Here is a 21710-nt window from a genome sequence, read left to right as displayed (position 1 = left end):
GCTCTACCGATACAACTGGGCTTCATTGCGGAATGCTTTGTCGACAAGGGTGTTGTTGGCGAAGCCGCCATCGACGTCGACGATCTCCAGGCTGATAGGTTTTTCGGCGCCGGTACTTTCCGGATTGTCCTCGTCGTTGGGATTCACCTTCTGGATCGGGTTGTTTAGGAAGACGCTGGCATAGCCATCCGGCCGGACTGCGGTGTGCCCGTTCAGCTTCGCCTGGTTCGCCTTGCAATCGATGATGGCCATGTTCATCAGCCGGCGGCTCGGATCTGCCTTGGTGAGGTCTCCCTTGTAGCAGGAAGGCGTTCCCACTTCGTTTGAAGGCCCTTTCGACTTGTCGGCCACGATCCCGGCAGTGATTTCATACATGTAGACGTCATACCTGGACGCGGGAACGCTACGCTTGAGCGGGTCAGTCTTCGCCGGGAGGTTCGGATAGGCAGCGTTCTTGTGGTTGGCGGCCCAGTAGGCAGTCCAGAACGAATTCGCTGCGATCGGCAGCGTCATGCCCTTAGCCGAGTCATAGCCGCTGCCAACCGGCAGAGGCACTGCGGAACCATCTGTCGCGACATCAAACTTGTTGCAATTGCTGTTCTTGCTGGCTCCCTTGCGTACATTGCTCGCCGGGCGGTAGCCAAGGTCTTTGTTATTTTTCAAAGATCCCTGATAGAGATCGAAGCGGACGTTAAGGCCAGTGTTGACCTGTCCCAAGGTGACGCCGGTTTTGGAAGTCAGCGAAGTGCGACTGTAGCAGGTACCTGCGGATCCCCTGGCCATTCCGTCCTGTACCGACGTCAAACCGTTGTCCAGCAGGCCAAAGTTGCCTGGGCCGGGGTTGCTGTCGACTTTGAGAATACGAAATTCACGGCTGTAAGTATCGCCCGATGCAAAGGCCTGTTGGATCGTCTTACTAGTCAACGGGTCGGACGTCTCGAACGGGTTGCACATGAAGATCGGCACGGTTTCGCAGATCGACTGAACGAACCCGGCCACGGCCTGTGGCTGGATATCGATGGTGTCCTTGCTGCCGATAAAGCTGGCGGGGAAGATCGTTTCAAAGGCACCGGCGCCATCGGCAAGTCCGGAAGCGTTCACCGTCACCAGGGAAAATGATACGGCCTTGGGATCGGTGCTTGCCCAGTTGACGCCATTCGCGTCAACGCCGTCGGCGCCCAATGCTATGCTGTCGCTCGCGGGTATACCGGTCAGGTAGGTAATGGTCACGTCAGACAAAGCAAGTGTGTGATCGCCTGACGTCGAAAACTTGGTCGTCTGGCTGGTCAGAAGGGTCGTTTTCGCCAGATTGGCTCGGGTGATCGAATCCGATTTTCCATCAAGTTCCGCGGCTGTCGCAAGCGCAAGCGCATCGACACCCTTCTGCAGATCGTTATGCAGCCCGTTGGCCCGGCTCATATCGATGGCAAGCAACGCGAAGCCGATAAGCACAGGCAACATAATCGCTACAAGGATCATCGCTATGCCGCGTTGATCGTTCCAGAACGCCCTAATGGTCCCCAACATGACCTTACTCTCTGCTTCCTTGCACCAGGCCCCTCGCTCACCCGGCGCATTGCGACCGCATCCTTCTGTTCAATTCGCTCCGTTGTTCACCGCCCCGCCGACATTGACCGTTATCGCAGGCGGTGGCGGTGGTGGCGGTGGAAATTTGTAGCCTTGGGCAACAGCGGCAGCCCGCCTGCCGTCGCCTTCGATATGTGTGTTCTTCGAGTTTGGGTTGAACGGATCGACCGTCTGCGCCAGCGAATTATATTTCTGTGTGTCGCCGGCGGCCAGGGTCACCGAATCGTAATGGTTCAGATAGTCGGCGGCGCAGCTTGACAGCGCGCCGGCACACAAGAGGAGGATCAGGACGCTATTTCTTGACATAGAGCATCTTGTCCTTCGATTTGAAGTCCAGCATGTGGCCATAGGGTCCGGTCACGCCGTCGCCCGTTTCGTATTTGCGGATCATATCCTTGTTAACCTCCAGCTGACCGAGCACGAAGAATTCCGGATCGTTGGCCGGCCGTGTCTTGTCGAACGGGGTTGCCAGTTGTTCGCCGGGTTTCACCGGCCGCACGACGTGCGGCGTGACGATGACGACCAGTTCGGTCTCTTCCTTCTGGTTGCTCGAATTTCGGAACAGTGTCCCGATGACCGGCACCTGACCGAGCCATGGGACCTGGTTCTGCAGCTTGGTGGTCTTGCTGGACAACAACCCGCCGACCGCGAAGCTCTGGCCGTCGCGCAATTCGACGACGGTATCAAGCTTGCGGTTGGTGAAGATCGGGTCGCCGGCAGTGGTGAAGCCGGTGAGGTCGCTCACTTCCGGCGCCAGCTTCATATGGATCTTGCCGTCGTCGAGTACGACCGGCGTGAACAGCAGATTGACGCCGAATTGCTTGTACGTGATGGTTATCTGGCCATCGGTGCCGATAACACGGATGGGCACTTCGCCGCCGGCATTGAAGCTGGCCGGCTCGCCCGAAAGCGTCGTAAGGTTGGGCTCAGCCAGCGTGCGTACCACACCCTTGGCCTCGAGTGCTTCGATAATCAGGTCGACCTTGATGTTGCTGTCGATAACCCGGGTGATCAAAGCCGCAAATGGATTGCTGCCCGACAAGAGGCCGCTGAGCAGATCGCCCGGGCCCAGCACCACGCCATCTTCGTCGGCGGCTGCAACACCCGTGCCCGTACGGGTTGTGCCGCTGCGATTCGTGCTCCTTATTGAAACACCAAGATCCCTACCGGCATTACGCTTGGCCTCAAGCACGCGGACCTCGAGATTGACCTGCTGGCTGTCGTCGACAATGACGGAATTTATAATGGCGTCGGGGCCATACTGCTGCGCCACTTCCAGGATTGACGCCAGCGTGGCTCCATCCTTGACGTGACCGCCGAGCCTGACCTTGCCGTTAATCGAACCGATCTCGATNTCGATGCGCGCCCGAGGCGCCACCTGACGGATCGCCTGCGCCATGTCGCTGACGTCGACACCGACTTCGATCTGGATGACGCCGAGCGAGCGCTTTTCCGGAGAGAAAAGATTGACGGTGGTGGTGCCGGCGCCTTTCCCGATGATATAAAGCGTCCGGTCGGTCATCGGCTGGGCATCGGCGATCTTCTCGTCGCCGACAACGATATCGCCGAGATTGGCGCTCACCTGGAGGGTCACCGACTGCGACATGGGCAGGAAGATGCGATGGACACTCGGGTTCGATACGTCGATGAAGCGGTCGGCTGCTTCAGCCCCAAGGTTCGACGCCAGCAGCGCAGCCAAACATGACAGCACGGCCGCCGCTACCCTCATCCAAATCCCCTGCATCCCCATCTCCCAAACTGCTGCCGCCGGCAGCCCCCGCTTCGCCGCGTCCTTTTATGGTTGTCGCGGCACGTCATAGGATTCGAGCTTCACACCGCGAAACACGCCCACTGTAACATTCTTCGGCGGTGCCGGCTCCACATACTTGATAACTTCCTTGACGACTTCTTTTGATGCGGGTGCCGTCACCACGGCTGGAACCGGCTTGACCTTGCTCAACTCGTCGAGCTGGCTTCCCACCCTGTCCACGGCCTTTTCCAATCCGGCGATCTTGTCATCCGCGCGCTGACGTTCGGCTGCGGCTGCGGCGTCGGCTGCGGCCTGTTTGTCCAGTTCGGCCTGCCTCTTTGCGACATCATCCGGCGTCTCGCCGGTCAGGTCGGAAAGCGTGACGCGTTCGGTGGTTTCGCCTTTGCCGGCGGCCGCCTGGCGCAATGCAAGAGACAACTGCCCCGCGCCGGCGGCCAGCGTCAGTTTCTGCGCGTCCTTTGTGCTGGCTTCGAGAGTCACCGACTTAACCACCGTCGGGTTGTCCTTGCTCACGTCAGCGACCTGGTCGACGGCGAGCACCTTCATGCTCTGCAGCAGAACGTCGACAAAACTCTTGTCGGCACCGTCATCGCCGCGCTCCGTGCGTGTCAGCAAGATATCGACCCGGTCGCCTGGGAAGACGAAACCGGCGACGCCGAGAACGTCATTGACCCTGATGGAAACGGCCTTCATGCCTTCACCAAGCACCGCCGAAAGTGTTGCGCGTTGGCCAGGGCCGGTGATCTTGCTAGCAAGCACCGGCTCGTTGGCGCTGATAGCCTGCAGCGCCTGCCGCGTGCCGTTGCCGGCCATCGCGTCCTTGGTTGTCTTGAACGCGCCTGCCGGTATTGCGCCCGCCGGCCACGGGATCTCGCGCAGCTTGTCGGCACCCAGCGTGTCGCCGAATTTCAGCGGCATTGCCGCAACGACGACAGTACTGATCTGCGCTCCGTTGGATGCCGCCATCGCGGTGCGCTGGTTCGCCAGCCAAATATTGGCAAGCACGACCGCAAGTACGCCGAACACGCCGGCGAGGACAATCATGATAAGAGTATTGGCGCGCATCTCTCCACCCCCAAATCGCCCCCAGGACGATGCAAGTTTCTTCCTGATGCAGAAAAAACCGGGTCGAGATCGATCCCGACCCGGGAGTTCACTTCATATCACGGCGTAGGATCGCAAGCGCCAGTGCCGGTGCCGAGGGCGTCAACGCCCTTGCCGTCGAGATTGGCGCAAAGGCCTGTAAACTGATCACCGACCCAGCCGCCGATGGCCAGGATCGCCAGCAGCGAGGCCGCAGCGATAATGCCGACCAAGATAGAATATTCGACCATAGCAGCGCCGTTTTCATCGTCGCGGAACTGCCGGGTCATCGTCATGAGCTTCTTCATGTCAATTTCTCCCCTTTGGAGTTGAACCCGACGAGACAGAGCCAAGGATGAACTCCATACCCAAGCATCCCCCGTCACCTCAATCCTAAGGCTCGCGAAAAAGCAGAGTCAAACGGGATTAACAATTCCTTAACCTTCCAATACCTATGCTCGCGAGTTCAAGGGCGACTTGAATCCTTACAAGAGCTTGATTCTGCTGATTTTTCAATCCTCCTTAACCATTCGTTCACAATTTGGCAGCAGCCAAGGCAAAACGATAGCAGTATTAGCAAACCTGCATATTCCTTTATATCTAAGGGTTTACGGAGATTTTTCGCCCGCATCTCATTTGTTGCGGCATGAAAGGTTCCGTGAGGTGGACGTTGGGGTAGAGGGTTAAGCGGGCGGATCGAAATAAAACGACATTTTTCTGGCGTCCTCCTTAACTATGTTGAAAGCATTGGCCTCAGGTGAGACCCTCCAGCGCTTGTGCCTCGCTTGGTTAACGTTTAGTTTCCGCTAATAAGGGACTAGCGGGGGTATAAGGGATTATGCTGGGGCGGTTTATCAAGGGACCAAGCGAGCAGCAGGTCGCGACAAGAGCCGAGCAGCCGGCGGTGCTGCATGTCGCTCCGGCCCTTTCGCCGGCCGCTGATATTGAATCGCGCGGCGACGATTTCCTGACTCTCAAGGTCGAGCTTCATCGGCACCTGATCGATCGCTTCAATCTGACTGCCCTTGAAAATGCCTCCAAGGATGAAATCCTCAATGAGATCCGGCCGATCGTGCGTGAGTTCGTTCGCGGTCGAAACGTGCCGCTGAATGCCCGCGAGCTCGATCAACTGACCATCGACACGGCCGACGAGATGCTGGGGCTCGGTCCGATCGAGCCGCTGCTCAAGGACGATTCCATCACGGATATAATGATCAATACACACAAGCGTGTCTTCATCGAGCGGCGCGGCATGATCGAAGAGACGGCAATCCGATTTCGTGACGAGGCGCATCTGCTGCGCGTCATCAACAAGATCGTCTCCAATATCGGCCGCCGGGTCGATGAATCGTCGCCAATGGTTGACGCGCGCCTGGACGACGGCTCGCGCGTCAACATCGCGGTGCGGCCGATCTCGGTAGACGGTCCGCTGGTTTCAATCCGCAAATTCTCGAAGAATCCGTATTCGCTCGAACGACTGATGACGCTCAATTCAATCAAGCAGCCGATGATCGATCTGCTGCGGATTGCCGTTCAGGCGCGCAAGTCGATTCTGGTTTCGGGTGGCACCGGCAGCGGCAAGACGACGTTGCTTAACGCGCTGTCGAGCTACATTCCTTCCAGGGAACGCCTGATCACCATCGAGGACGCGGCGGAACTGCAATTGCAGCAACCGCATGTCGGGCGACTGGAAACCCGCCCGCCCAGTGTCGAGGGCAAGGGCGAGGTGCGCCAGCGCGAATTGGTCAAGAACGCGCTGCGCATGCGGCCCGATCGCATCATCGTCGGCGAGGTTCGTGGCGAGGAGGCCTTCGACATGCTGCAGGCGATGAACACCGGCCATGAAGGGTCGATGACCACTATTCACGCAAACACCCCGCGCGACGCGATATCGCGTCTGGAGCAGATGGTCGGCATGGCCGGCATGCCGATGACGCACGATTCCATTCGAGCGCAGATTGCTTCGGCCATCGACATTATCGTGCAGACGCAACGGCTCGCCGATGGAGGCAGGCGCGTAACGTCGATTTCCGAGATTACCGGCATGGAAGGCAATATCGTGCAGCTGCAGGAAATCTATCAATTCGTCCGCCGCGAGGTCGCGGCCGATGGCAAGATCATAGGTGATTTTCGCGCCACTGGCGTCCGGCCCCGGTTTGCAGCGGAAGCAGCGACGCTCGGCCATCATTTCACCAAGGACGCCTTCAATCCGCAGGTCGCCCTCTGATGCTGACCGGTCAGGGGCTGCTTTACTTCATCTATGTGCTTGCGGCGGCGTCGGTCATTCTCGCCGGCGAGGCTCTGTATCTTTCCTTTGCCGGTCGCCGTGCGGCAGCCGGGGCGATCAATCGTCGGTTGAAGAGATTGTCAGATGAAATTCCGGCTGAGCGGACTTTGCAAAACTTGCTGCGCGAGCGGGGACTGACGGAATCGGGGGACTTTCTTTTTGGCCTGGTAGGGCTGAATAGGCTCTATACCCAGTCCGGCATTACCGGAAATCCGCTGACATTCGGCGGGATGTTCGTCTGCGCTTCCTTGGCATTGGCGCTGCTGCTGTCATTCGTCTTGGGAAAGTCGTTCTTGCTCGCACTCGTCGTTTTTCTTGTTGTCGGGTTTGCGCTGCCCCTTCTCGTGCTTCGCCGGGCCCGCAGCAAGCGAATCCAGAAATTTGCGAAGCAACTCCCGAATGCACTCGACATGATCGTACGCTCGCTGCGCGCTGGACATCCGGCCTCAGTGGCAATTGGCCTTGTGGCGCGGGAAATGCCCGACCCCCTGGGAACCGAATTCGGAATCGTGTCCGACGAGATCACCTTTGGGCTCAGCATGGAACAGGCCGTGCGAAAACTGTCTCAGCGGGTAGGATTCGAGGGCCTCCACCTGCTTTCGATAGCGCTGTCAATTCAATCCAAGACCGGCGGCAATCTCACCGAAATACTGGCAAATCTCTCATCCGTGCTGCGTGAACGGCAAAAACTACGGATGAAAATCAGAGCGCTTTCGTCCGAGGGGCGAGTCTCGGCCTGGATCATCTCATTGTTTCCAATTGTGATGTTCTTGATCCTTCAGGTTACGGCTCCGTCTTATTATGGCAAAGTATGGCACGACCCGCTGATTGTCCCTGTTTTTGTTGGGTTTGGAGTGTGGGCCCTGTTGGGCGACTTCATCATGTATCGAATGGTCAATTTCGACTTCTGAGGAGCGAGCCATTAACCTGCTTTCCAACCCCAGCGACTTGGGCTTCATGGTCTCCATCGCCGTTTTCGTGGCGGCGGTGGCGCTTTTCCTGTTTGGCGCGCTTGTCTTCTTGCCGGCCCTGCAGACGCGAAAACTGGTCACGCAAAGCCTTGTAGGCGAAGGTGTGGTCGACGCCCGCTCGCTCGCGGGTCAGGAAGAACTGGCCAGGATTGCGGCGCAGCGACCTGTCGACGCATATTTTCGAACAATGGAAAAGGAGCGGCAGGAGCCCAGCGCGCTTGAAGCGAAGCTGTTTCGCGCCGGCTTCTATCAAGCGAGCGCTCCGTTGCTTTATACCCTGTCGCGGCTCGGCGCCGTGTGTGTCGGATTTTTGGCTGCCTACGCAATCCTGCCCCGGGTGTTGCCACCGCATTTACCCGGTTTCGTGGCTCTAGCCGGCTCCGCCTTGTTGGGGCTGGGGTGCATAGTGATCCCAGCCATTCTGCTCGATCGCTTCGAGAATGCTCAGAAGGAAACCTATCGTCGCGGGTTTCCAGATTTCATGGACATGATGATCACCTGCGCGGACGCCGGCATGAGCTTGGAAGCAGGGGTCGAGCGGGTCGGCGCGGAACTTGCCGCCACGCACAAATGGCTGGGTATTCAGTTGTCGATCATGAATCTGCAGCTGCGCGCCGGCAAGCCGTTGCGGGATGCGCTGCGCGAGCTCGCGGAACGCATCGGGCTTGAAGAGGCACGGGCTCTAGCCGTGCTGTTTAGGCAATCGGAAGAGCTTGGCACAAGCCTGACGGAGGCGCTGCGCGTCTACAGTGACGAAATGCGAGGCCAGAGAATCCTGACGGCAGAGGAGAAGGCCAACTCCTTGCCCGTCAAAATGATGATTCCGTTAGGGTTGTGCATCTTTCCTGTCGTGCTGATGGTCATCATGCTGCCGGTGATCATTCGCATGAAGGGCATTTTCTTCTAGTTGCGCATATGCTTTGGTCCTAATATGGGTCGGGGGACTCACGGGGAGATTGTATGAAAAGGCCAATTGCAGTCGTGGCCTGCCTGTTCATGGCGGCACTCGTCGGCTGCCAGACGAACGGGGCGGTCACCACCGACGGTGTCGTTCGCACCAACGAGCCTTCAAAAGGCGATGTGACTTCGTTTGGTGATGCGTTCGACGGACTGAAGACTGTCGGTGACGTCGAATATTATGCCTCGGACCAGGCCGTTGCCGAGGCCAAGAACCAGTTCCGGGCGGAAAATTACGGCAATGCCGGAGCGCTGTTCTACAAGGCGACGCAACTGGCACCCAGCGATGGTGGCGCATGGATGGGCCTGGCCGCCTGCAGCGACCGCATCCACCGCTTCGACCTCGCCGACCGAGCCTACGCCCGAGCCTTCAAACTGGTTGGCGCGTCGCCCGAATATTACAACAATGTCGGCTATTCCTACCTGCTGCGCGGCAAGCTGCAGGACGCACGTGCGAATTTCCTCAAGGCCTATGAACTGGCGCCCAACGATCCGACCGTGGTCAACAATCTGAAGCTTCTGTCGTCCAGTGTGAAGAACGTCGAGCGGCAGTAGCATGCTGTTTTTTGGATCGGTACTGCTCAAGGCGCTCACCGTCCCGCTGCTCGCAAGAGTCGCCTGGCTCGATTTTACTACCCAGAAGATAGCCAATCGCGATGTACTGCTGCTGCTTGGCCTGGGCTTGGGGTCGCTTGCGCTTTTCTCGCTCTATTCGAGATCATGGTTTGGAATGGGGCTGAGCGCGGTTGCCGGGCTTCTGCTTTTTGTCATGCTTTTCCCGTTCTGGGGCCTGCGAAAGATCGGCGCCGGCGACGTCAAGCTGATGGCGGTTACGCCGTTCCTGATCGGCGGCGGCAATCTCGCCATGTTTTCAGTGTTGTTGCTGATCCTCGCCCTCGCCACCGCGGCGATCGTGAGAAACCCGCTTATGCTGCCGGCAGGCGCCTTCCGGCTCTTTGTCCAGCACTTGGACCGCAAGGGCGTCGTGCCGTTTGGCGTGCCGATTTCGGTCGCGGCAATCTGCACGATCGCGTTTGTGATCTACAAAAGTCTGGTGCTGGCGAGCAGCTCCGGAATCCTGGATCAGCTTAATTGAACCTCGGCAGTCCGCTCTGCTGCACGAAGCGCGCGCCGACGTAACCTTTGCTTAATGCCGAACTGGCAGTCTATCTGCCTATTGAGGGTGGGCTATGATACAGGATTACCGGTCGACAGTAGCCTGGTTGGCGGCTGGATTGATTGTTGGTGCCGTGGCGTTCCCGTTTGCGGCTGTTGTCAACAGACCGGCGACACTAACAATTATCAGCGCCGAACCGCCACCGCTCCCAATCATCAAAAAGACGTTCGTCCGAAAATGGCGCCGTACATAGGCGATCACTGGTGCCTGTCCCCAATACCGCGTACCGTCTGCAGCCAGACCGGATTGGACGGATCGCGCTCGATCTTGCGGCGCAGGCGGTTGATCTGGACGTCGATGGTGCGCTCGCCGACTTCCGAATCGTCACCGGCGAGTTCATAACGCGGCAATGGTTTCGCCGACCCGTGCGGCGAAGACCGCCAGGATCTCTTGCTAGCGGCCGCGCGCCCGCCGCCCCGCCTCAGTTCGCGCCTGCACAGCGTGCCATGCGTTCCCCAGCGCTCCTAACGACATTGGCACGATCATCGAAGGTTGCTTTAATGGCAGGTTCCAGATCGAAAAAAGGAAGAGAAGAAGAATCTGTGCGCTTTCTGCACACAGTCTCCCAAACTATCTGCTTTTGCAGGAGTCGCCTGGTGATGATCTGCCTCGGGAGCCGGCGATCGGCGCGGAGGCGACCATTCCTGGCAAAAAAATTTCCGGCTTCGCATGACCTTCCGCCGCAACACGGACAAGACGCTGCCGGCAAGGGGCTGAGCAATAAAAAGCCCGCCACCGTGAGGCAGCGGGTTCTCTTTCGGAAATGATGAGCTGCCTTTTACGGCCGGCCTTCATCGGGCGGGGTTGCGGATGCCTCTGGCCGGACATTCGACGTCATTGAAGCGAGGCACTCCTCCAGACGTTCCAGCCGCGCCTTCTGGCATCGCAGTGTGTGCGCGACGTCATGCAGCCTGGATTTACCCTGAGAGTTGGCGGCAGCGATCAAGTCTATTTGGAGCCGACTGATCTCGCTCCGCAGATCGCGAGCGTCAGCTTCCATCAGACCCCTGATCCATCCAGCCCCGCGCATTCCAGCACACCATCCACCGAGACCTGCGTCGCACGATAGCAGCGAGTTTGCTAACAACCATGCCATGAACCTTCTCGAATTTTATGCATTGCTAATATATAAAAAGCCCGCCACCGTCAGGCATCCGGGCAGTTTTTGCCCCGTCGGATCGGACTGTGAGGTTTGTCACAGACGCATCGACGTATCGGCGTAGGCTACGTGCAGTTTCCTGCAGGGGTAAAGGGAGTGGTCCCGATGCTTGTGAACCTTCCTATGCTTGTGAATCTTCCTCTTGTCGCAGTTGGTCCCCTTGCCGATTGGGTCCGTCATCGAGCCGAGCAGAACGCGCTGTTGAAGGCAACGGACGAGTTGAGCGCGTCACCAGACGACATGCTCAGCGACATCGGGATTTCCCGTGACGACATCACGACGTTTGCGTTCCGCAGCCCGGCGTCGAGACGTTGGGGCTGAGCAACAAAAAAGCCCGCCACCGTGAGGCTGCGAGCCAAATTATTCGAGAAGCAAACTGGATCGTTCCAGGTTCTGTAGCGCGGGAAGCGCGGCCGGTAGCCGAACACCCGGCCGAGGATGCGAATGCAAGAAGATGGCCCTCGTCCGCACACCAGGGAATCGAGAAGGAACGTCTCGTGCAGACTTCCCTTGGCGGCAAAGCGGCCCCCATAGCCTCGCCCGTGATTGTTGCACCAGCTCATGGTTTGCGGATGACCGCCTCCAAACATGGCGACCACAACGCACCCGTCCTCCAGTTCCGCGTCTGGATCAATGATAGGGCTTTCAGCCCGAAGCTCGGGGTAGGTGTCTGTCACCGCAAACACGTTGTAGGCCCACTTGCTGGCGGCACTGCGAGGCAAAACTGCTGCCCCAGGGTCACGTGACCGTGCCGAGACGATCGCGGGCTATCAGATGCCGTCGACGTTCTCTTGAGCCGCGACCGAAATTCGACTAGTCGAGTCAGCCGCTTCCGATGATCGCCAGTATATCAAGCAAACGACCAGCCCGGCGTACCCGACTTGCAGAACGATCAGCGCAAGGACCGCACAGCCGAGCGCGGTCCAAATTGAACCGGCTTCGATGTAGGTCCAGATCGCCACAATGATCGCAGTGGCAGACATGCCGACCAGGAACTGTGGAAAATACATTCCTCACGCATTTCATTAATTTAGCGATTGCACAATTAGCCGATTCTAAAATATCGCTGCAGCATGATGTCGCATCGGCTAGCACTACCCATCCACAGAAATGGTCGCTGCAGTCTTTGGGTGTGGGGCCGCACCGGCCACCGCGCGCGAAGATAGAGCCCCCGCGCTGCCTAGATATAGTCATATCAGCAATCACGCCATTAACCATGTAGGCGCTCCCAAGCCAAAACTCAGGGAATCCCTCTTGAAGGCTCAAACGAGAGGACAAGCTAATACCGTTGAGAGTCGCGGGCATGGACGACGGTATGGGCGAGCATCTTGGGGTTTTCGACCTTGACGCTTTGCGCAAGGCTTTCCTCGAGTTCGTAGAAGAGCATAAAACCACGGATCATCCTGAGTGGGGCGAACTCGCCAAGCTGTTCCTCGAAAATCAACGAGAGCGGCACCAAGAACCGGACCCTGCCCAGCCGGAGGGGTGAACGCACTAGCGCTGTGTGACCGGACCGGCGCAGAAGCCATGACCAGAACAAACCGGGGATTCACGGATTCGCGGTGTCGATTACATTTGCTCTGAGATGGCATTGGCGTGGCGCTGGCCGGTTAGGTAAGCGAGCCCCTTGTCAGGCAGTCCGGCATGTAGGACATGACCGGCACGTCGGGGAAGCCTCAGGCTCAGTCCACCCTTTCGGCGACACGACGATTCACTTCGATAATCAATTCGAAGACGCTTTCAAGCTCGCCGTTGATCTCGTCGGCAGGAATCCCGGCCTTCTCGGCAGCTGTCATCAACTGGTCTTTCAAGTCGCCAACCGAGATGGGGTCTCCCCGCGCCACAATGGGCAGTTGTTGGCTACCCACTTATCGAGAAACCTCAGGCCACGGACGCTCATTTGTTAGCAACCTCTCATCCTTGACACTGCACCCGCCCGCGGCCGGGTGACACCCGATCGCATAAGCGTGACGATTCCCTCCTATGACTTCCCGCATGCGGTTGTCGATTCGACTTCGAAGGCCGTGATCGGCCAGATATGGAATTAGTCGGCCCGGTCACGCGCATCGGCGACAAGGTAACCGTCAGCCTGCGGCCACTGGTGACTGTCGACGCCGAGCACGTGCGCGTTGTTGAGAGCCATGTGGGGTCGCCACGGCGAAAAAAGCCGATTGTTAACAAAGCCTAACGGCGCTGCTTGAGGAGATCAAAGGCCTCGTCGCAGGGGCAGCCGCCGGAAAGAATGGGATTCGGGCCGCTTTGGATTATAATGCGGTTCCCGAGCCAGCACGGCGACAAGTACCGAGCAGTCGAGTTCCTCGTTGAACGAAAAGTGCGGGTCGGCCTCTGGCAAGATCTGAGCCAAGCGTAGCGATTTCAACCTGGCTGTCTTGGCGGCACGTTCTGTGCATTCAACCTCATTGATCGCTTTCGCGGACCGCACTGCACCTCGGCGTTCTCCCAGCCAACACATTTCCTGGTAGCCTCATTCTCACTTCCCCCCAACGCAAATTTCTACATTCGGATGAACCATGTCGCCCTTCATTCTGATGAAGCCCAAGCTGAAGCAGCGGACCAGATGGCCCGCGATTGTGGGCTCGCACCGCCCGGCGAGGTGACGCGAGCCCGGCCGAGTCTTGCGGGACCCTGGACAGGGACAGCACCGAGTGGCTGGTGTCGGCGCTCCTCGAGTTCCTCATGGAAGGCAAACACCCAGAAACACCAAAGATGACTGTTGAACCGGCCGCTGGCGCCGCCAGAGGCCGCGACCAAGTTCTAACCGCCATTTTTGAAGGCATAGCAGCAGCCTATCAAGCCAACGCTCTATGAAAACAATGATCCTTTGGACAATTGCGCGACCTTTGCAGAGACGGCACTAGCGTCGCTGGAGTCGACTGGCTTCAGAGTGGTGCGTTAAGCCACCTTTGCTGCCTGCACGGTTTCGGGTGAACCGTGCAGGTTGCCCAATGGGGCGACAGTGGAACAAACTGAGGATTCACATTCCCGGAGTTCCGATTTGGAATCATTCCATGGAAACGGTGTTCGATGATATCGCCAATGCCCTCAGAGAGCCCCGCTCAGACGTGTGGCGCCCAGTCCGCGCCTTCGCCCTCGATCTTGCCGCCAAGCTGTTCCTTGGCCTCGCTGTCGGCCTAGGCGTTTGCTTTGGAATGGCGCTGGCTGGTTAGCTATCTCGCTGCGGCCGACTGAAGTGCGACAGCTGCAAAATCTGCCGTTGAGTTTCCCGAAAACGTAGCAGTCTCTGATTCAGCGGAGGTCGAACTTGTTGATGCATGGATGCCAAGGAAATCCTTTCCACAAAGGGCACTAAAATCTTCGGTGACATTGCTCATGGACCCGGAGGTGGTGCCGGAAGCGATGAGCGAGATAAAAGCGATGCCATCGGCTGGAATGGTGATGGTAATCCTGTCGCCGCTTTCTGCAGCTATCGCGGCAGGTATCTCAGAAGCTCCAACCACTCTGTAAATCTGCGCCGTGACAGACGGGTTGCCGCCATCAAAAGTGAACCCGATGTCGGTCGACGTTGTGTTTTCCAATATGTCGCCGCTGCCGGCTGATATGAACCAGATCTCGGAATTGGCGCTTGAGGGCACATCATGACTGCGCACCAGGCGCCTTGCCCGAAGGTCGCCGACAGTTACGGTATCTAGCGTCCGCAACTCCCCGAAAAACTTCCATGAGACTTCGAGCCAGATATCCCTACCGGTAGCAACAGCACCAAGGTTTTTCGAGGGCGCCTTAACCGTGGGGCCAGGGACGAGCCCCCCAGTATTAAAGGCCGAGACAGCCGAGACCATGATCGGTGACGAGCGCTGTAAATTCTGAAAGCCAATGATCGCCGCCGTGATCGCCAACGCCGCCAGGACAAGGGCAATCGCTATCCAAACAACTGACCGGCGTCGATTTCGCATCGTTGCCCCAACCCTAGGGGAAATATCAACGTATTAGCAACTGCTTGTATTTCTCGTGAACCAGGATCATTCTTGCCGCACGGAGGCCACCAGTAACGATGGAAAAGGGGAACGTCATGGAATCCGTTTGCTACGCCCAAAGCTCGATCTGTTTGCTGTCGCTCTTAGTCAACACCACGATGGCGCTTATTGTTTTGACGCCATTCGCAGCGACGCGCCTGCTGGTGTTGAGGATGCGCGCGGACTCGGGCCGAAACCTTCAACTCGCCTAAGCGCCGTGGGCAAACCACGTTACCGAGGCGCAGATCATGCGATTAGTTCTGTTGATCCTTGCCGCCGTGTTCTACATCTGGGACAACGTTGGCGAACGCGCCACCGACGAGATCCGCACTCATCTACAACGCCCGCAGCGGCTAAGGGCTTCGGTGCAGTCGTATTCCTTCCAGACCTTACCCTGAAACATCTGCTGCGCAAAATGCCTCTTAGAATCGCTTGGACCCTTGCTGGCGGCCGCGGCTCGTTCGCGGCACATCAAGGACATGTTGGGGACCTGCCAGCCGCCTGGAGAGAAGCGGATGCGCGGCGCCGGCAAGGCCGCATCGACGTGTGCAGGAAGGGATGAGCGCAAAACCGACATTGGCAGGAAAACCCGGGTAAATGCCGAGGCAAGACCGGATCTGGATGGCATCGACTCCTTCGAGGATATGGGCCTGCTTCGGCTAATCCAATCCCTTAGCGTATAAAGCATGCGATATGGACCTGTCGGATTGTTTGTATTCAAACGTCTATTGCAACGCAATATCGTCGGCAAAGAACGTCCGAATGGGGCTGTCGGCGGCTCCGTCGTGGGAACGAAAAAGAAGAGAAGCAGGACTTCCGTGTGCGATTTCTGCACGGTCTCCCGCAACGTCTGATATTACTTATCTATCCGCTCCATCCATCATGGGTGCAATTCGATCGAGCCTCACGGCTCCGATTGTGGAAGAGCAGGCCATCCGATTTCTGTCCAGCCATATCCGTCGTCACTACTACCCTCCTTCCTGCCTTCCCTTTTCGTGCACAGACGTCAGTCATAGCCGTGCTACTGCATGATCAACGTTCGGGAGCGTGCCCGCCCTTCCCTGCCCCACAATTCGAGGCCGATGTTGCCAAATATCTCGGAGACGGCGTGCTTGCCTATTTCGGGTGGCCGATGGCTTACGAGGATCACGCAGAGCGTTCCATTCGGGCTGCCTCCAGGCCCTCGCCGCAGTCGAGGCCATCCAATCGCCCGACGGCGAGCAACCGAAGGCGCGTATTGGCATCGCATCGGGCCACGTGGTGGTCGGCGACATTGCGGGCAGCAGCGTGAACGAGCGCGCCTCAATCGCAGGGGACACACCCAATCTCGCGGCGCGCCTGCAAAGCGCTGCCGCTCCCGGTCAGATCGTCGTTGCCGACAGCACGCGTCGGCTCGCCGGGCAGTCCTTCGAGATCGAGAGCCTCGGTGAGCAGGAGTTGAAAGGCTTCAAATCGCCTATTGCCCTATTCGCGGTTCGTGGCGAGCGGGAGGTGGAAAGCCGGTTCGACGCAGCGCACGATCGCGCTTTGTCGAAGTTCGTCGGCCGAACCAGCGAAATCGGCATTCTGCTCGAGCGCTGGGAGTTGGCCGAAGCCGGCCAAGGCCAGGCGGTTTTCGTGTCGGGAGAAGCGGGCATCGGGAAGTCGCGCCTCGTGGATGCGCTCGAGGAACGGCTTTATGAGAGCCATCATGAGCTAATCCGGCTGCAGTGCTCCCCCTATCACATCACCTCAGCCTTCTACCCCATCATCCAACGCCTAAGCCGGCTTGCAGGCTTTTCATCCGCCGACAGCGAAGCCATGCGCGCTGAAAAATTTCGCGCGATTGTTCAACGTTACGGGGAACATCCCTCGGAGGTCGGACCGATCTACGCCGAGTTGCTCTCGCTCGACCTCGGCGGCGCGTTCAAACCGCTCGATCTCTCCGCCCAACATCGTAAGGAACTCAGCGTCCACACATTGGCGAACCGCGTTCTGCTCGCGGCGAAGATTGCGCCGGCCTGATCGTAGTGGTTGGCCGCCTGGTCACGCATCAGGTCGAAGGCATCGCGCCGTCGATCATGGTCTGGCCCTGGGCGGTGAGTGTCTCGAGTTCAACCGCCTTGATCTCGCTGCCATCCTGTTCGCGCTGCAGGCAGCGCTGGGCATGCTCGTTGTCGTCCAGTTGCCGCTCGATCCGGTGTACAGCTCGGTGGAAGACATTGGTGACGGACCAGAGCAGGTCATCGAGGTCGGGTTCGAGGCGCGTGTCGGCCAAGGTGGCGATGAGAGCGTCATAGATGTCGGCCACGGCTCCGGCCACGTGGTCGCCGCTGGGAAGCAGTCGCGGGTCGGGCTCGTCGGCATAGGGGCGCCAGCCATAGAGCTGGAGTTCGGTGAGGATGTGAGCGGTCGGAGAAGCTGCGTGGTGCGGTTCGGTGTCGTCGTGCTCGGCCATGGGATGCTCCCGTCGGTTTGACCGCGCCCCTCGCGGCCTTCATGGCGACGAGAGCCCGTGGGCGGGTTGGCCGGACACCCGAAGCGAAGCGGAGGGCCGGAGCGTAGCGAAGGATGGCGGCGGCCGGCTATTTTGCATCGCGATGGAAAGGCGTCGCACCCTATCGCTGGCTTTCGCCAGCAATCGCGCGCCGCCGGAGAATAGTCGGCCGCCGCCATTGCCTGGCCGGCGAGCTTGTGGGCTGATCGCCCTCTCGAAGGCCGGATCGCGGTTCTCTACCGCATCCAGGCAACGCCGCCGGCACCGTGCGCCGCCGCACGCTTCCCTGCCGGCTCAAGTAAACCGCTTCAGATAGCGGAGGCAGTCCTTGCGCATCAGTTGGTCCGCAATCGGGGCACGGAAGGCGGCAAGTCCGAAACGGCCGAGGTCTTAGTTGAAGTCCTCCATAGCCGGCGACAGCACGATTGCCTCGATTCCGGCGTCGGTCGCGCGCTCCATCAGGCTGTCTCTGGCACCGTCACCGGCCGGATCGTTGTCGCGGATGACGTAGAGCCGCCGCAGGTTCGGAGGGAACAGGATGGCGGCAAGATGGGCTGCCGAGAGTGCTGCAGCCATCGCCATGTCAGGCAAGGCGCATCTGAGCGACAGCGTCGTCTCGACCTTCGCCTGCCGCCATGACGCTGTCGGGTACGCCGAAGCGGACGCGTGACTCAGAAGGTCACCCATTGCCCGACGCGGCGTGTCGACGGGTGCCTTGCCGGCGCTGTCCCGTGCGAGCCAGGTGCGGTGCGCGCCGGTCAATCCGGCGTTTAACATCCGCTGAGTGTTTTCATTTTTAACGCAATCCCCGATTGGTAGACTCTCGCGATGCATCGGCAGCTACTGGCTCCGTCGGGCCGAGGGGGAGGCCGACGGGAGTAGCAACCATGCCCGTGCAGAAACAGGACTTTCGAACCAACAGGGCCGACTATGCAATTGCTGGCAAGAGCAGCGCGGATAGCGACCGCGATGAGTTGCTAGCAAGGAAAACGATGTCGCTCTGGCTCAGAGATAAGCGGTCAGCCAGATTGGCTGCAAACCCATCGGCTACCTTTCCCGGGCCGAAAGCCAGACCCCGCGGCTGAACAAGCGTTAGCCAACAACCTCACCCATAGGTAGGCCTCCGGTTGCGGTTGCGCGGCCGACCTTCGTGGCCTGGAATGAACATCAAGAACAAGGCCGGCGGTCGCGGCTGGCAGCCTTGCAACTAGGGCGCCGGCTTGCAGCGCCCATTAGGCGGAAATGCGAACGAAATAAGGGTCGTGCTGGGGCGCCGACAAGCGCGATCAAAACGAGCCTGATATGTAGAAACTTGCGCCTCCGATCGGCCGCTGGTGACTGTCGAAATCGAGCACGTTCGCTTGGTGGAGAGCCACGTTGCACCCAAGCGAAAACGCCGCTTGTCGACAAGGCCTAACTGAACGACCAACTGTCCGATCTCGGCCCGATTGCCGGCGAGCGATGCAACGCCGAGCCAGCCCACGTCGCGACCATGTCTATGCCTGCCCGATCTGCGGACAGCCGTCGATTAGCGTGAACCGGTTCAGCCAGAGACCGAAGCGACGTTTATCAAATTCCCGCGTAGGATGAAAAAACCCGCCGGCGCGAGCCAGCGGGCGTAAAATCTCATTAAAAGCTGACGAGGGGTTTGAATTCTCGTCACAGGACAACATTAGCTGAGGCTCAAATTGCATGCAACTACGCCTTCCGGCCTAAGACGGGCGCACCCCTCTCACTCTTAGGACTGCGACGCACACCGAATATCCCCATGGGGAATTGGTGGCCGGTCCCTTTCAATGCGTGGATTGAGGGGGCCGACACGGCGTCAGCGTTCCGCGACGACTTCAAGTCAAAGCGATGTCTGATCGCGGCAGGTGGCTTCTATGAATGGACGATATCGCCAGCCGACGGGAAGAAAGACCCTTGGCACATCTACCAGCCTGGCCACGCGCCTTTCTCGTTTGCAGGCATATGGGCTTACAAGTCCAATCTCGACATAACCAGCTGCACCATCATTACAGAGCCTGCCGCAGACCCGATGAAGCAGTTGCATGATCGACAGCCTCTCATTCTCGACCGGCATGCAATGACGCCTAGCTGGACCGGCGACGCCCAAGGTCAGCCTCAAGGACATTCTCAGCCACGACATCGACGGTCAGCTGCAGTTCAACCGGGTTGGGCGTGAGGTGAAGACAAGTGCCGTCAACACGTTGCCCAACGACCATCCCGGCCTGGCCGGCATAGGCGCTAAGATAGGTATTGCCCTGCGGAATCGGGTGTGATTCTACACTGCGATGACACACGAATCGCTTGTTGATGACGGNGCGCGAGCTGCCAATCGCCCCCCTGGAGGGCATAGGCGCTAAGATAGGTATTGCCCTGCGGAATCGGGTGTGATTCTACACTGCGATGACACACGAATCGCTTGTTGATGACGGAGGGCGACCCAGAGCCAGGGCCTGAAGGCAATTATCATCGACCTACCCGGTCGGGCGTTGCCAAAGACGTTCGGTCATGCAGCGCGGCGACTTGAAGGGACTATGGAATGGCTGGACTTTGACGAAGCAACGCAGCGGAAGAATGTCAGGCTGATTGAACGCTTCCTTGGGATGCAGGTCGAACCTGCCTACCCGCTGACTTGGCGCGATACGCCAGTAGAACATCTCGACGCCGACCATCTGCGTGCGATTGTCGAAAGCGCCTTTGCCGCCAACCGGACGGTTGCCAAGCACCTGCTGGTCGCAATCAAGAAGCTCCTGTGGGTGGGGATCGAAGTTGAGAAATGGATCAAACCGCAGAACAATCCCTCACTGTCGATCCGCGTCCGCATTCCTAAATCCACCACCAATCCCGCGTGGCCGGTCCCCATTTGTGAAAAGTTCGAGGCGCGCCATCCGATCGGCTCCCCGCCGCGCACCTGTTACGCGCTCGCCTTTTGGCTGGGCAACCGACGAGGCGATATCGCCTCGTTGCAATGGGACGATTTGGTTTTCGAGGAGATCGAACTGTTCGATGGCTCCCTAGAGGTGATCGAAGCCTTCGATTTCCGGCAGAAGAAGAACCGCAACCGTCACGGCGGTCGCGAGATGTTTATCCCCATCCTCGACAAGCTGGCGCAAGCCTTGGCGCCGCTCGACGTTCGAAAGGCGGAACGGTACTGAAGAATGCCTATGGGCGTCCATTCGCGGAAAAGAGCCTCACCGGCATGATGGCACATTGGAACAAGCAGGCCGGCATTCCGGAGGGCTACACTCTCCACGGGCTACGCCGCACCTTCGGCACGTATCTCGCCGAATGCAACATCCAATCGCGTGCCATCATGGAGGCGATGGGGCATTCTTCCATGACGGTGACGGACGAATATGTCCGGGAGGCTAACAAGAAGCGAATGGCCGTCGACATAGCCCGCGCCATCAACGAGCGCGAGACCAAACGCGATGCGATGAAGCAGCGAGCGGCTGCGCGTCGTCAAGTAAGTGAAATCAACCGACCATGAGCAGGGTCCCATATCGGGTGCCCTTTTCTTCGGGCCCATAATGGGCCCAAAACGTTTTGGGCCGAGGCATATTTTTAATAACAAAATCAAAGGTCATGGTGGGCCCGGAGAAACCCACATTATCGCAATTTGGTTTCGCGATTTCCTGTAGTTAATATCTCGCCGTAGCGCTTGATACCAACAATAACACCAACATTCTAAACCGCTGTTTTACACCACGACCAAGCGAACTACCCGGCCGCGAGCAGTCATATCGTGCACGCCGGCGATGCGGTCGTCGACCTGAGCCTGAGCGACGAGCTTTCGTCATGGGTTTCTCTCACGAGAAAGCCCGAGTACCGGGATGCAAGCCTCAAGCGACTTGTGGCGAAAAGTGGCGCGCCCGAAGAGACGCAGCGCGCCTTCGCCTAAGCGCTGATTTTATTGGTCTATTTCTTTAAAAAAGTAGCACGCCTGTAGCATAAATCAGTGACAAAAGCCCGTACTAGGCACGCTTGGATAATTAGTCCGCGGCGAGCGCGATGGAATGCTCGCCGCGTTGCGCACCGAAGGACAGCGGTTCTGCTCTTTTCCGGACGAGCCATTCATCCGGGATACGTCGGTTTTGTTCACGCGCACGGCCGACATCGGGAAGCTCGCTGTGCGCAGACCGATCCCCGGCGTCTCCGACCTATCATGTCGGCCGACCTATGGAACTTCTTGTGCGAGCATAGCCCGAAACCTTCCAGGCGATCTCCCGAACATATCTACCGAA

21 protein-coding genes and 3 pseudogenes are annotated in these 21710 nt (G+C 58.7%); 12 read left to right on the top strand and 12 right to left on the bottom strand.

All coding sequences use genetic code 11. From position 1 onward, the window contains the following. Positions 1-3: 3 nt before the first annotated feature. The 5 genes from X751_RS154530 to X751_RS154550 all read right to left on the bottom strand — a co-directional run bounded on the left by X751_RS154530 (position 4) and on the right by X751_RS154550 (position 4749). Entirely contained in the window at positions 4-1527 is a 1524-nt protein-coding gene (locus tag X751_RS154530; protein ID WP_081726023.1) for a pilus assembly protein TadG-related protein, read from the bottom strand. Between the two features lie 69 nt (positions 1528-1596). Then, entirely contained in the window at positions 1597-1893 is a 297-nt protein-coding gene (locus tag X751_RS154535) for a hypothetical protein (protein ID WP_023744416.1), read from the bottom strand. After that, on the bottom strand, positions 1880-3331 hold the full coding sequence (locus X751_RS154540) for a type II and III secretion system protein family protein (protein WP_023744415.1): 1452 nt from the start codon (positions 3329-3331) through the stop codon (positions 1880-1882). The genes X751_RS154535 and X751_RS154540 overlap by 14 nt, the downstream gene beginning before the upstream one ends. Before the next feature lie 51 nt (positions 3332-3382). Then, positions 3383-4423: a Flp pilus assembly protein CpaB gene (cpaB, locus tag X751_RS154545; RefSeq protein WP_023744414.1), complete on the bottom strand. Its 1041-nt coding sequence runs from the start codon at positions 4421-4423 to the stop codon at positions 3383-3385. Between the two features lie 98 nt (positions 4424-4521). Beyond that, the gene (locus X751_RS154550; RefSeq protein ID WP_023744413.1) at positions 4522-4749 is read right to left on the bottom strand and encodes a Flp family type IVb pilin; all 228 of its coding nucleotides are present in this window, start codon (positions 4747-4749) and stop codon (positions 4522-4524) included. Between the two features lie 530 nt (positions 4750-5279). On the opposite strand from X751_RS154550, the gene X751_RS154555 reads away from it, so the two are divergent. From X751_RS154555 to X751_RS154575, 5 genes are read left to right on the top strand one after another with little or no spacing between them, the layout of a single operon-like run. Further along, on the top strand, positions 5280-6668 hold the full coding sequence (locus tag X751_RS154555; RefSeq protein ID WP_023744412.1) for a CpaF family protein: 1389 nt from the start codon (positions 5280-5282) through the stop codon (positions 6666-6668). Next, complete coding sequence (locus X751_RS154560) at positions 6668-7639, top strand: type II secretion system F family protein (RefSeq protein WP_023744411.1); 972 nt, start codon at positions 6668-6670, stop codon at positions 7637-7639. The genes X751_RS154555 and X751_RS154560 overlap by 1 nt, the downstream gene beginning before the upstream one ends. A gap of 46 nt (positions 7640-7685) precedes the next feature. Continuing rightward, positions 7686-8606: a type II secretion system F family protein gene (locus X751_RS154565; RefSeq protein WP_245265748.1), complete on the top strand. Its 921-nt coding sequence runs from the start codon at positions 7686-7688 to the stop codon at positions 8604-8606. Positions 8607-8659: 53 nt separating this feature from the next. Further along, entirely contained in the window at positions 8660-9211 is a 552-nt protein-coding gene (locus X751_RS154570; protein WP_023744409.1) for a tetratricopeptide repeat protein, read from the top strand. Position 9212: 1 nt separating this feature from the next. After that, complete coding sequence (locus X751_RS154575; RefSeq protein ID WP_023744408.1) at positions 9213-9752, top strand: prepilin peptidase; 540 nt, start codon at positions 9213-9215, stop codon at positions 9750-9752. A gap of 278 nt (positions 9753-10030) precedes the next feature. Here the strand turns inward: X751_RS154575 and X751_RS1000000168425 are convergent. The 3 genes and pseudogenes from X751_RS1000000168425 to X751_RS154585 form a co-directional block, all read right to left on the bottom strand. Further along, positions 10031-10232 (bottom strand): annotated as a pseudogene (locus X751_RS1000000168425) (helix-turn-helix domain-containing protein); the annotation flags it as partial. 936 nt (positions 10233-11168) lie between these two features. After that, on the bottom strand, positions 11169-11669 hold the full coding sequence (locus tag X751_RS1000000166895) for a hypothetical protein (RefSeq protein ID WP_155923512.1): 501 nt from the start codon (positions 11667-11669) through the stop codon (positions 11169-11171). Positions 11670-11762: 93 nt separating this feature from the next. Then, entirely contained in the window at positions 11763-12002 is a 240-nt protein-coding gene (locus X751_RS154585) for a hypothetical protein (RefSeq protein ID WP_023706903.1), read from the bottom strand. A gap of 293 nt (positions 12003-12295) precedes the next feature. Between X751_RS154585 and X751_RS1000000166890 the strand changes: the two genes are divergently transcribed. Next, a complete protein-coding gene (locus X751_RS1000000166890; RefSeq protein ID WP_023833470.1) occupies positions 12296-12481 on the top strand; it encodes a hypothetical protein in 186 nt (61 codons plus the stop codon). A 193-nt stretch (positions 12482-12674) separates the two neighbouring features. Here the strand turns inward: X751_RS1000000166890 and X751_RS1000000165475 are convergent, their stop codons facing one another. Then, the gene (locus X751_RS1000000165475) at positions 12675-12803 is read right to left on the bottom strand and encodes a DUF768 domain-containing protein (protein ID WP_023744403.1); all 129 of its coding nucleotides are present in this window, start codon (positions 12801-12803) and stop codon (positions 12675-12677) included. 1218 nt (positions 12804-14021) lie between these two features. Between X751_RS1000000165475 and X751_RS1000000166885 the strand changes: the two genes are divergently transcribed. Next, positions 14022-14180: a hypothetical protein gene (locus X751_RS1000000166885; RefSeq protein WP_023706897.1), complete on the top strand. Its 159-nt coding sequence runs from the start codon at positions 14022-14024 to the stop codon at positions 14178-14180. Here the strand turns inward: X751_RS1000000166885 and X751_RS154595 are convergent, their stop codons facing one another. Then, a complete protein-coding gene (locus tag X751_RS154595; RefSeq protein WP_023744401.1) occupies positions 14181-14924 on the bottom strand; it encodes a hypothetical protein in 744 nt (247 codons plus the stop codon). Between the two features lie 308 nt (positions 14925-15232). Between X751_RS154595 and X751_RS1000000166880 the strand changes: the two genes are divergently transcribed. Further along, a complete protein-coding gene (locus tag X751_RS1000000166880) occupies positions 15233-15382 on the top strand; it encodes a hypothetical protein (protein ID WP_023833475.1) in 150 nt (49 codons plus the stop codon). Between the two features lie 649 nt (positions 15383-16031). Beyond that, positions 16032-16988, top strand: coding sequence for an AAA family ATPase (locus X751_RS1000000165460; protein ID WP_348524575.1), 957 nt, complete (start codon positions 16032-16034; stop codon positions 16986-16988). On the opposite strand, the pseudogene X751_RS01000000163675 reads toward X751_RS1000000165460, so the two are convergent. Both X751_RS01000000163675 and X751_RS01000000163670 read right to left on the bottom strand, forming a co-directional pair. Next, a pseudogene (locus tag X751_RS01000000163675) lies at positions 16985-17421 on the bottom strand (hypothetical protein); the annotation flags it as partial. The gene X751_RS1000000165460 and the pseudogene X751_RS01000000163675 sit on opposite strands and share 4 nt — an antisense overlap. Positions 17422-17754: 333 nt before the next feature. Beyond that, positions 17755-18222, bottom strand: a pseudogene (locus tag X751_RS01000000163670) (toprim domain-containing protein); the annotation flags it as partial. A 1006-nt stretch (positions 18223-19228) separates the two neighbouring features. Here X751_RS01000000163670 and X751_RS1000000165450 point away from each other — a divergent pair. From X751_RS1000000165450 to X751_RS1000000167880, 3 genes are all read left to right on the top strand, one after another. Further along, positions 19229-19645, top strand: coding sequence for an SOS response-associated peptidase family protein (locus X751_RS1000000165450; protein ID WP_245265746.1), 417 nt, complete (start codon positions 19229-19231; stop codon positions 19643-19645). Positions 19646-20000: 355 nt separating this feature from the next. Further along, complete coding sequence (locus X751_RS1000000167885; RefSeq protein ID WP_245265777.1) at positions 20001-20621, top strand: hypothetical protein; 621 nt, start codon at positions 20001-20003, stop codon at positions 20619-20621. Next, positions 20618-20956, top strand: coding sequence for a site-specific integrase (locus tag X751_RS1000000167880; RefSeq protein ID WP_245265772.1), 339 nt, complete (start codon positions 20618-20620; stop codon positions 20954-20956). The genes X751_RS1000000167885 and X751_RS1000000167880 overlap by 4 nt, the downstream gene beginning before the upstream one ends. The last annotated feature ends 754 nt before the right edge of the window (positions 20957-21710 follow it).

Origin of the sequence: Mesorhizobium sp. LNJC394B00 (genome assembly GCF_000502555.1) — a bacterium.
Classification (GTDB): domain Bacteria; phylum Pseudomonadota; class Alphaproteobacteria; order Rhizobiales; family Rhizobiaceae; genus Mesorhizobium.
The sequence above is the reverse complement of the archived record's forward strand: the minus strand, read 5'-3'. Positions and strand labels throughout refer to the sequence as shown.

Bases quoted from the DNA above. Each gene is read 5' to 3' on its own strand.
- X751_RS154530 (WP_081726023.1), bottom strand. From the start codon at position 1,527: ATGTTGGGGACCATTAGGGCGTTCTGGAACGATCAACGCGGCATAGCG.
- X751_RS154560 (WP_023744411.1), top strand. From the start codon at position 6,668: ATGCTGACCGGTCAGGGGCTGCTTTACTTCATCTATGTGCTTGCGGCG.
- X751_RS154565 (WP_245265748.1), top strand. From the start codon at position 7,686: ATGGTCTCCATCGCCGTTTTCGTGGCGGCGGTGGCGCTTTTCCTGTTT.
- X751_RS1000000165450 (WP_245265746.1), top strand. From the start codon at position 19,229: ATGGGGAATTGGTGGCCGGTCCCTTTCAATGCGTGGATTGAGGGGGCC.
- X751_RS154575 (WP_023744408.1), top strand. From the start codon at position 9,213: ATGCTGTTTTTTGGATCGGTACTGCTCAAGGCGCTCACCGTCCCGCTG.
- X751_RS1000000166885 (WP_023706897.1), top strand. From the start codon at position 14,022: ATGGAAACGGTGTTCGATGATATCGCCAATGCCCTCAGAGAGCCCCGC.
- X751_RS154570 (WP_023744409.1), top strand. From the start codon at position 8,660: ATGAAAAGGCCAATTGCAGTCGTGGCCTGCCTGTTCATGGCGGCACTC.
- X751_RS154535 (WP_023744416.1), bottom strand. From the start codon at position 1,893: ATGTCAAGAAATAGCGTCCTGATCCTCCTCTTGTGTGCCGGCGCGCTG.
- X751_RS154585 (WP_023706903.1), bottom strand. From the start codon at position 12,002: ATGTATTTTCCACAGTTCCTGGTCGGCATGTCTGCCACTGCGATCATT.
- X751_RS154555 (WP_023744412.1), top strand. From the start codon at position 5,280: ATGCTGGGGCGGTTTATCAAGGGACCAAGCGAGCAGCAGGTCGCGACA.
- X751_RS1000000166880 (WP_023833475.1), top strand. From the start codon at position 15,233: ATGCGATTAGTTCTGTTGATCCTTGCCGCCGTGTTCTACATCTGGGAC.
- X751_RS1000000166890 (WP_023833470.1), top strand. From the start codon at position 12,296: ATGGACGACGGTATGGGCGAGCATCTTGGGGTTTTCGACCTTGACGCT.
- X751_RS154550 (WP_023744413.1), bottom strand. From the start codon at position 4,749: ATGAAGAAGCTCATGACGATGACCCGGCAGTTCCGCGACGATGAAAAC.
- cpaB (WP_023744414.1), bottom strand. From the start codon at position 4,423: ATGCGCGCCAATACTCTTATCATGATTGTCCTCGCCGGCGTGTTCGGC.
- X751_RS1000000167885 (WP_245265777.1), top strand. From the start codon at position 20,001: ATGGAATGGCTGGACTTTGACGAAGCAACGCAGCGGAAGAATGTCAGG.
- X751_RS154595 (WP_023744401.1), bottom strand. From the start codon at position 14,924: ATGCGAAATCGACGCCGGTCAGTTGTTTGGATAGCGATTGCCCTTGTC.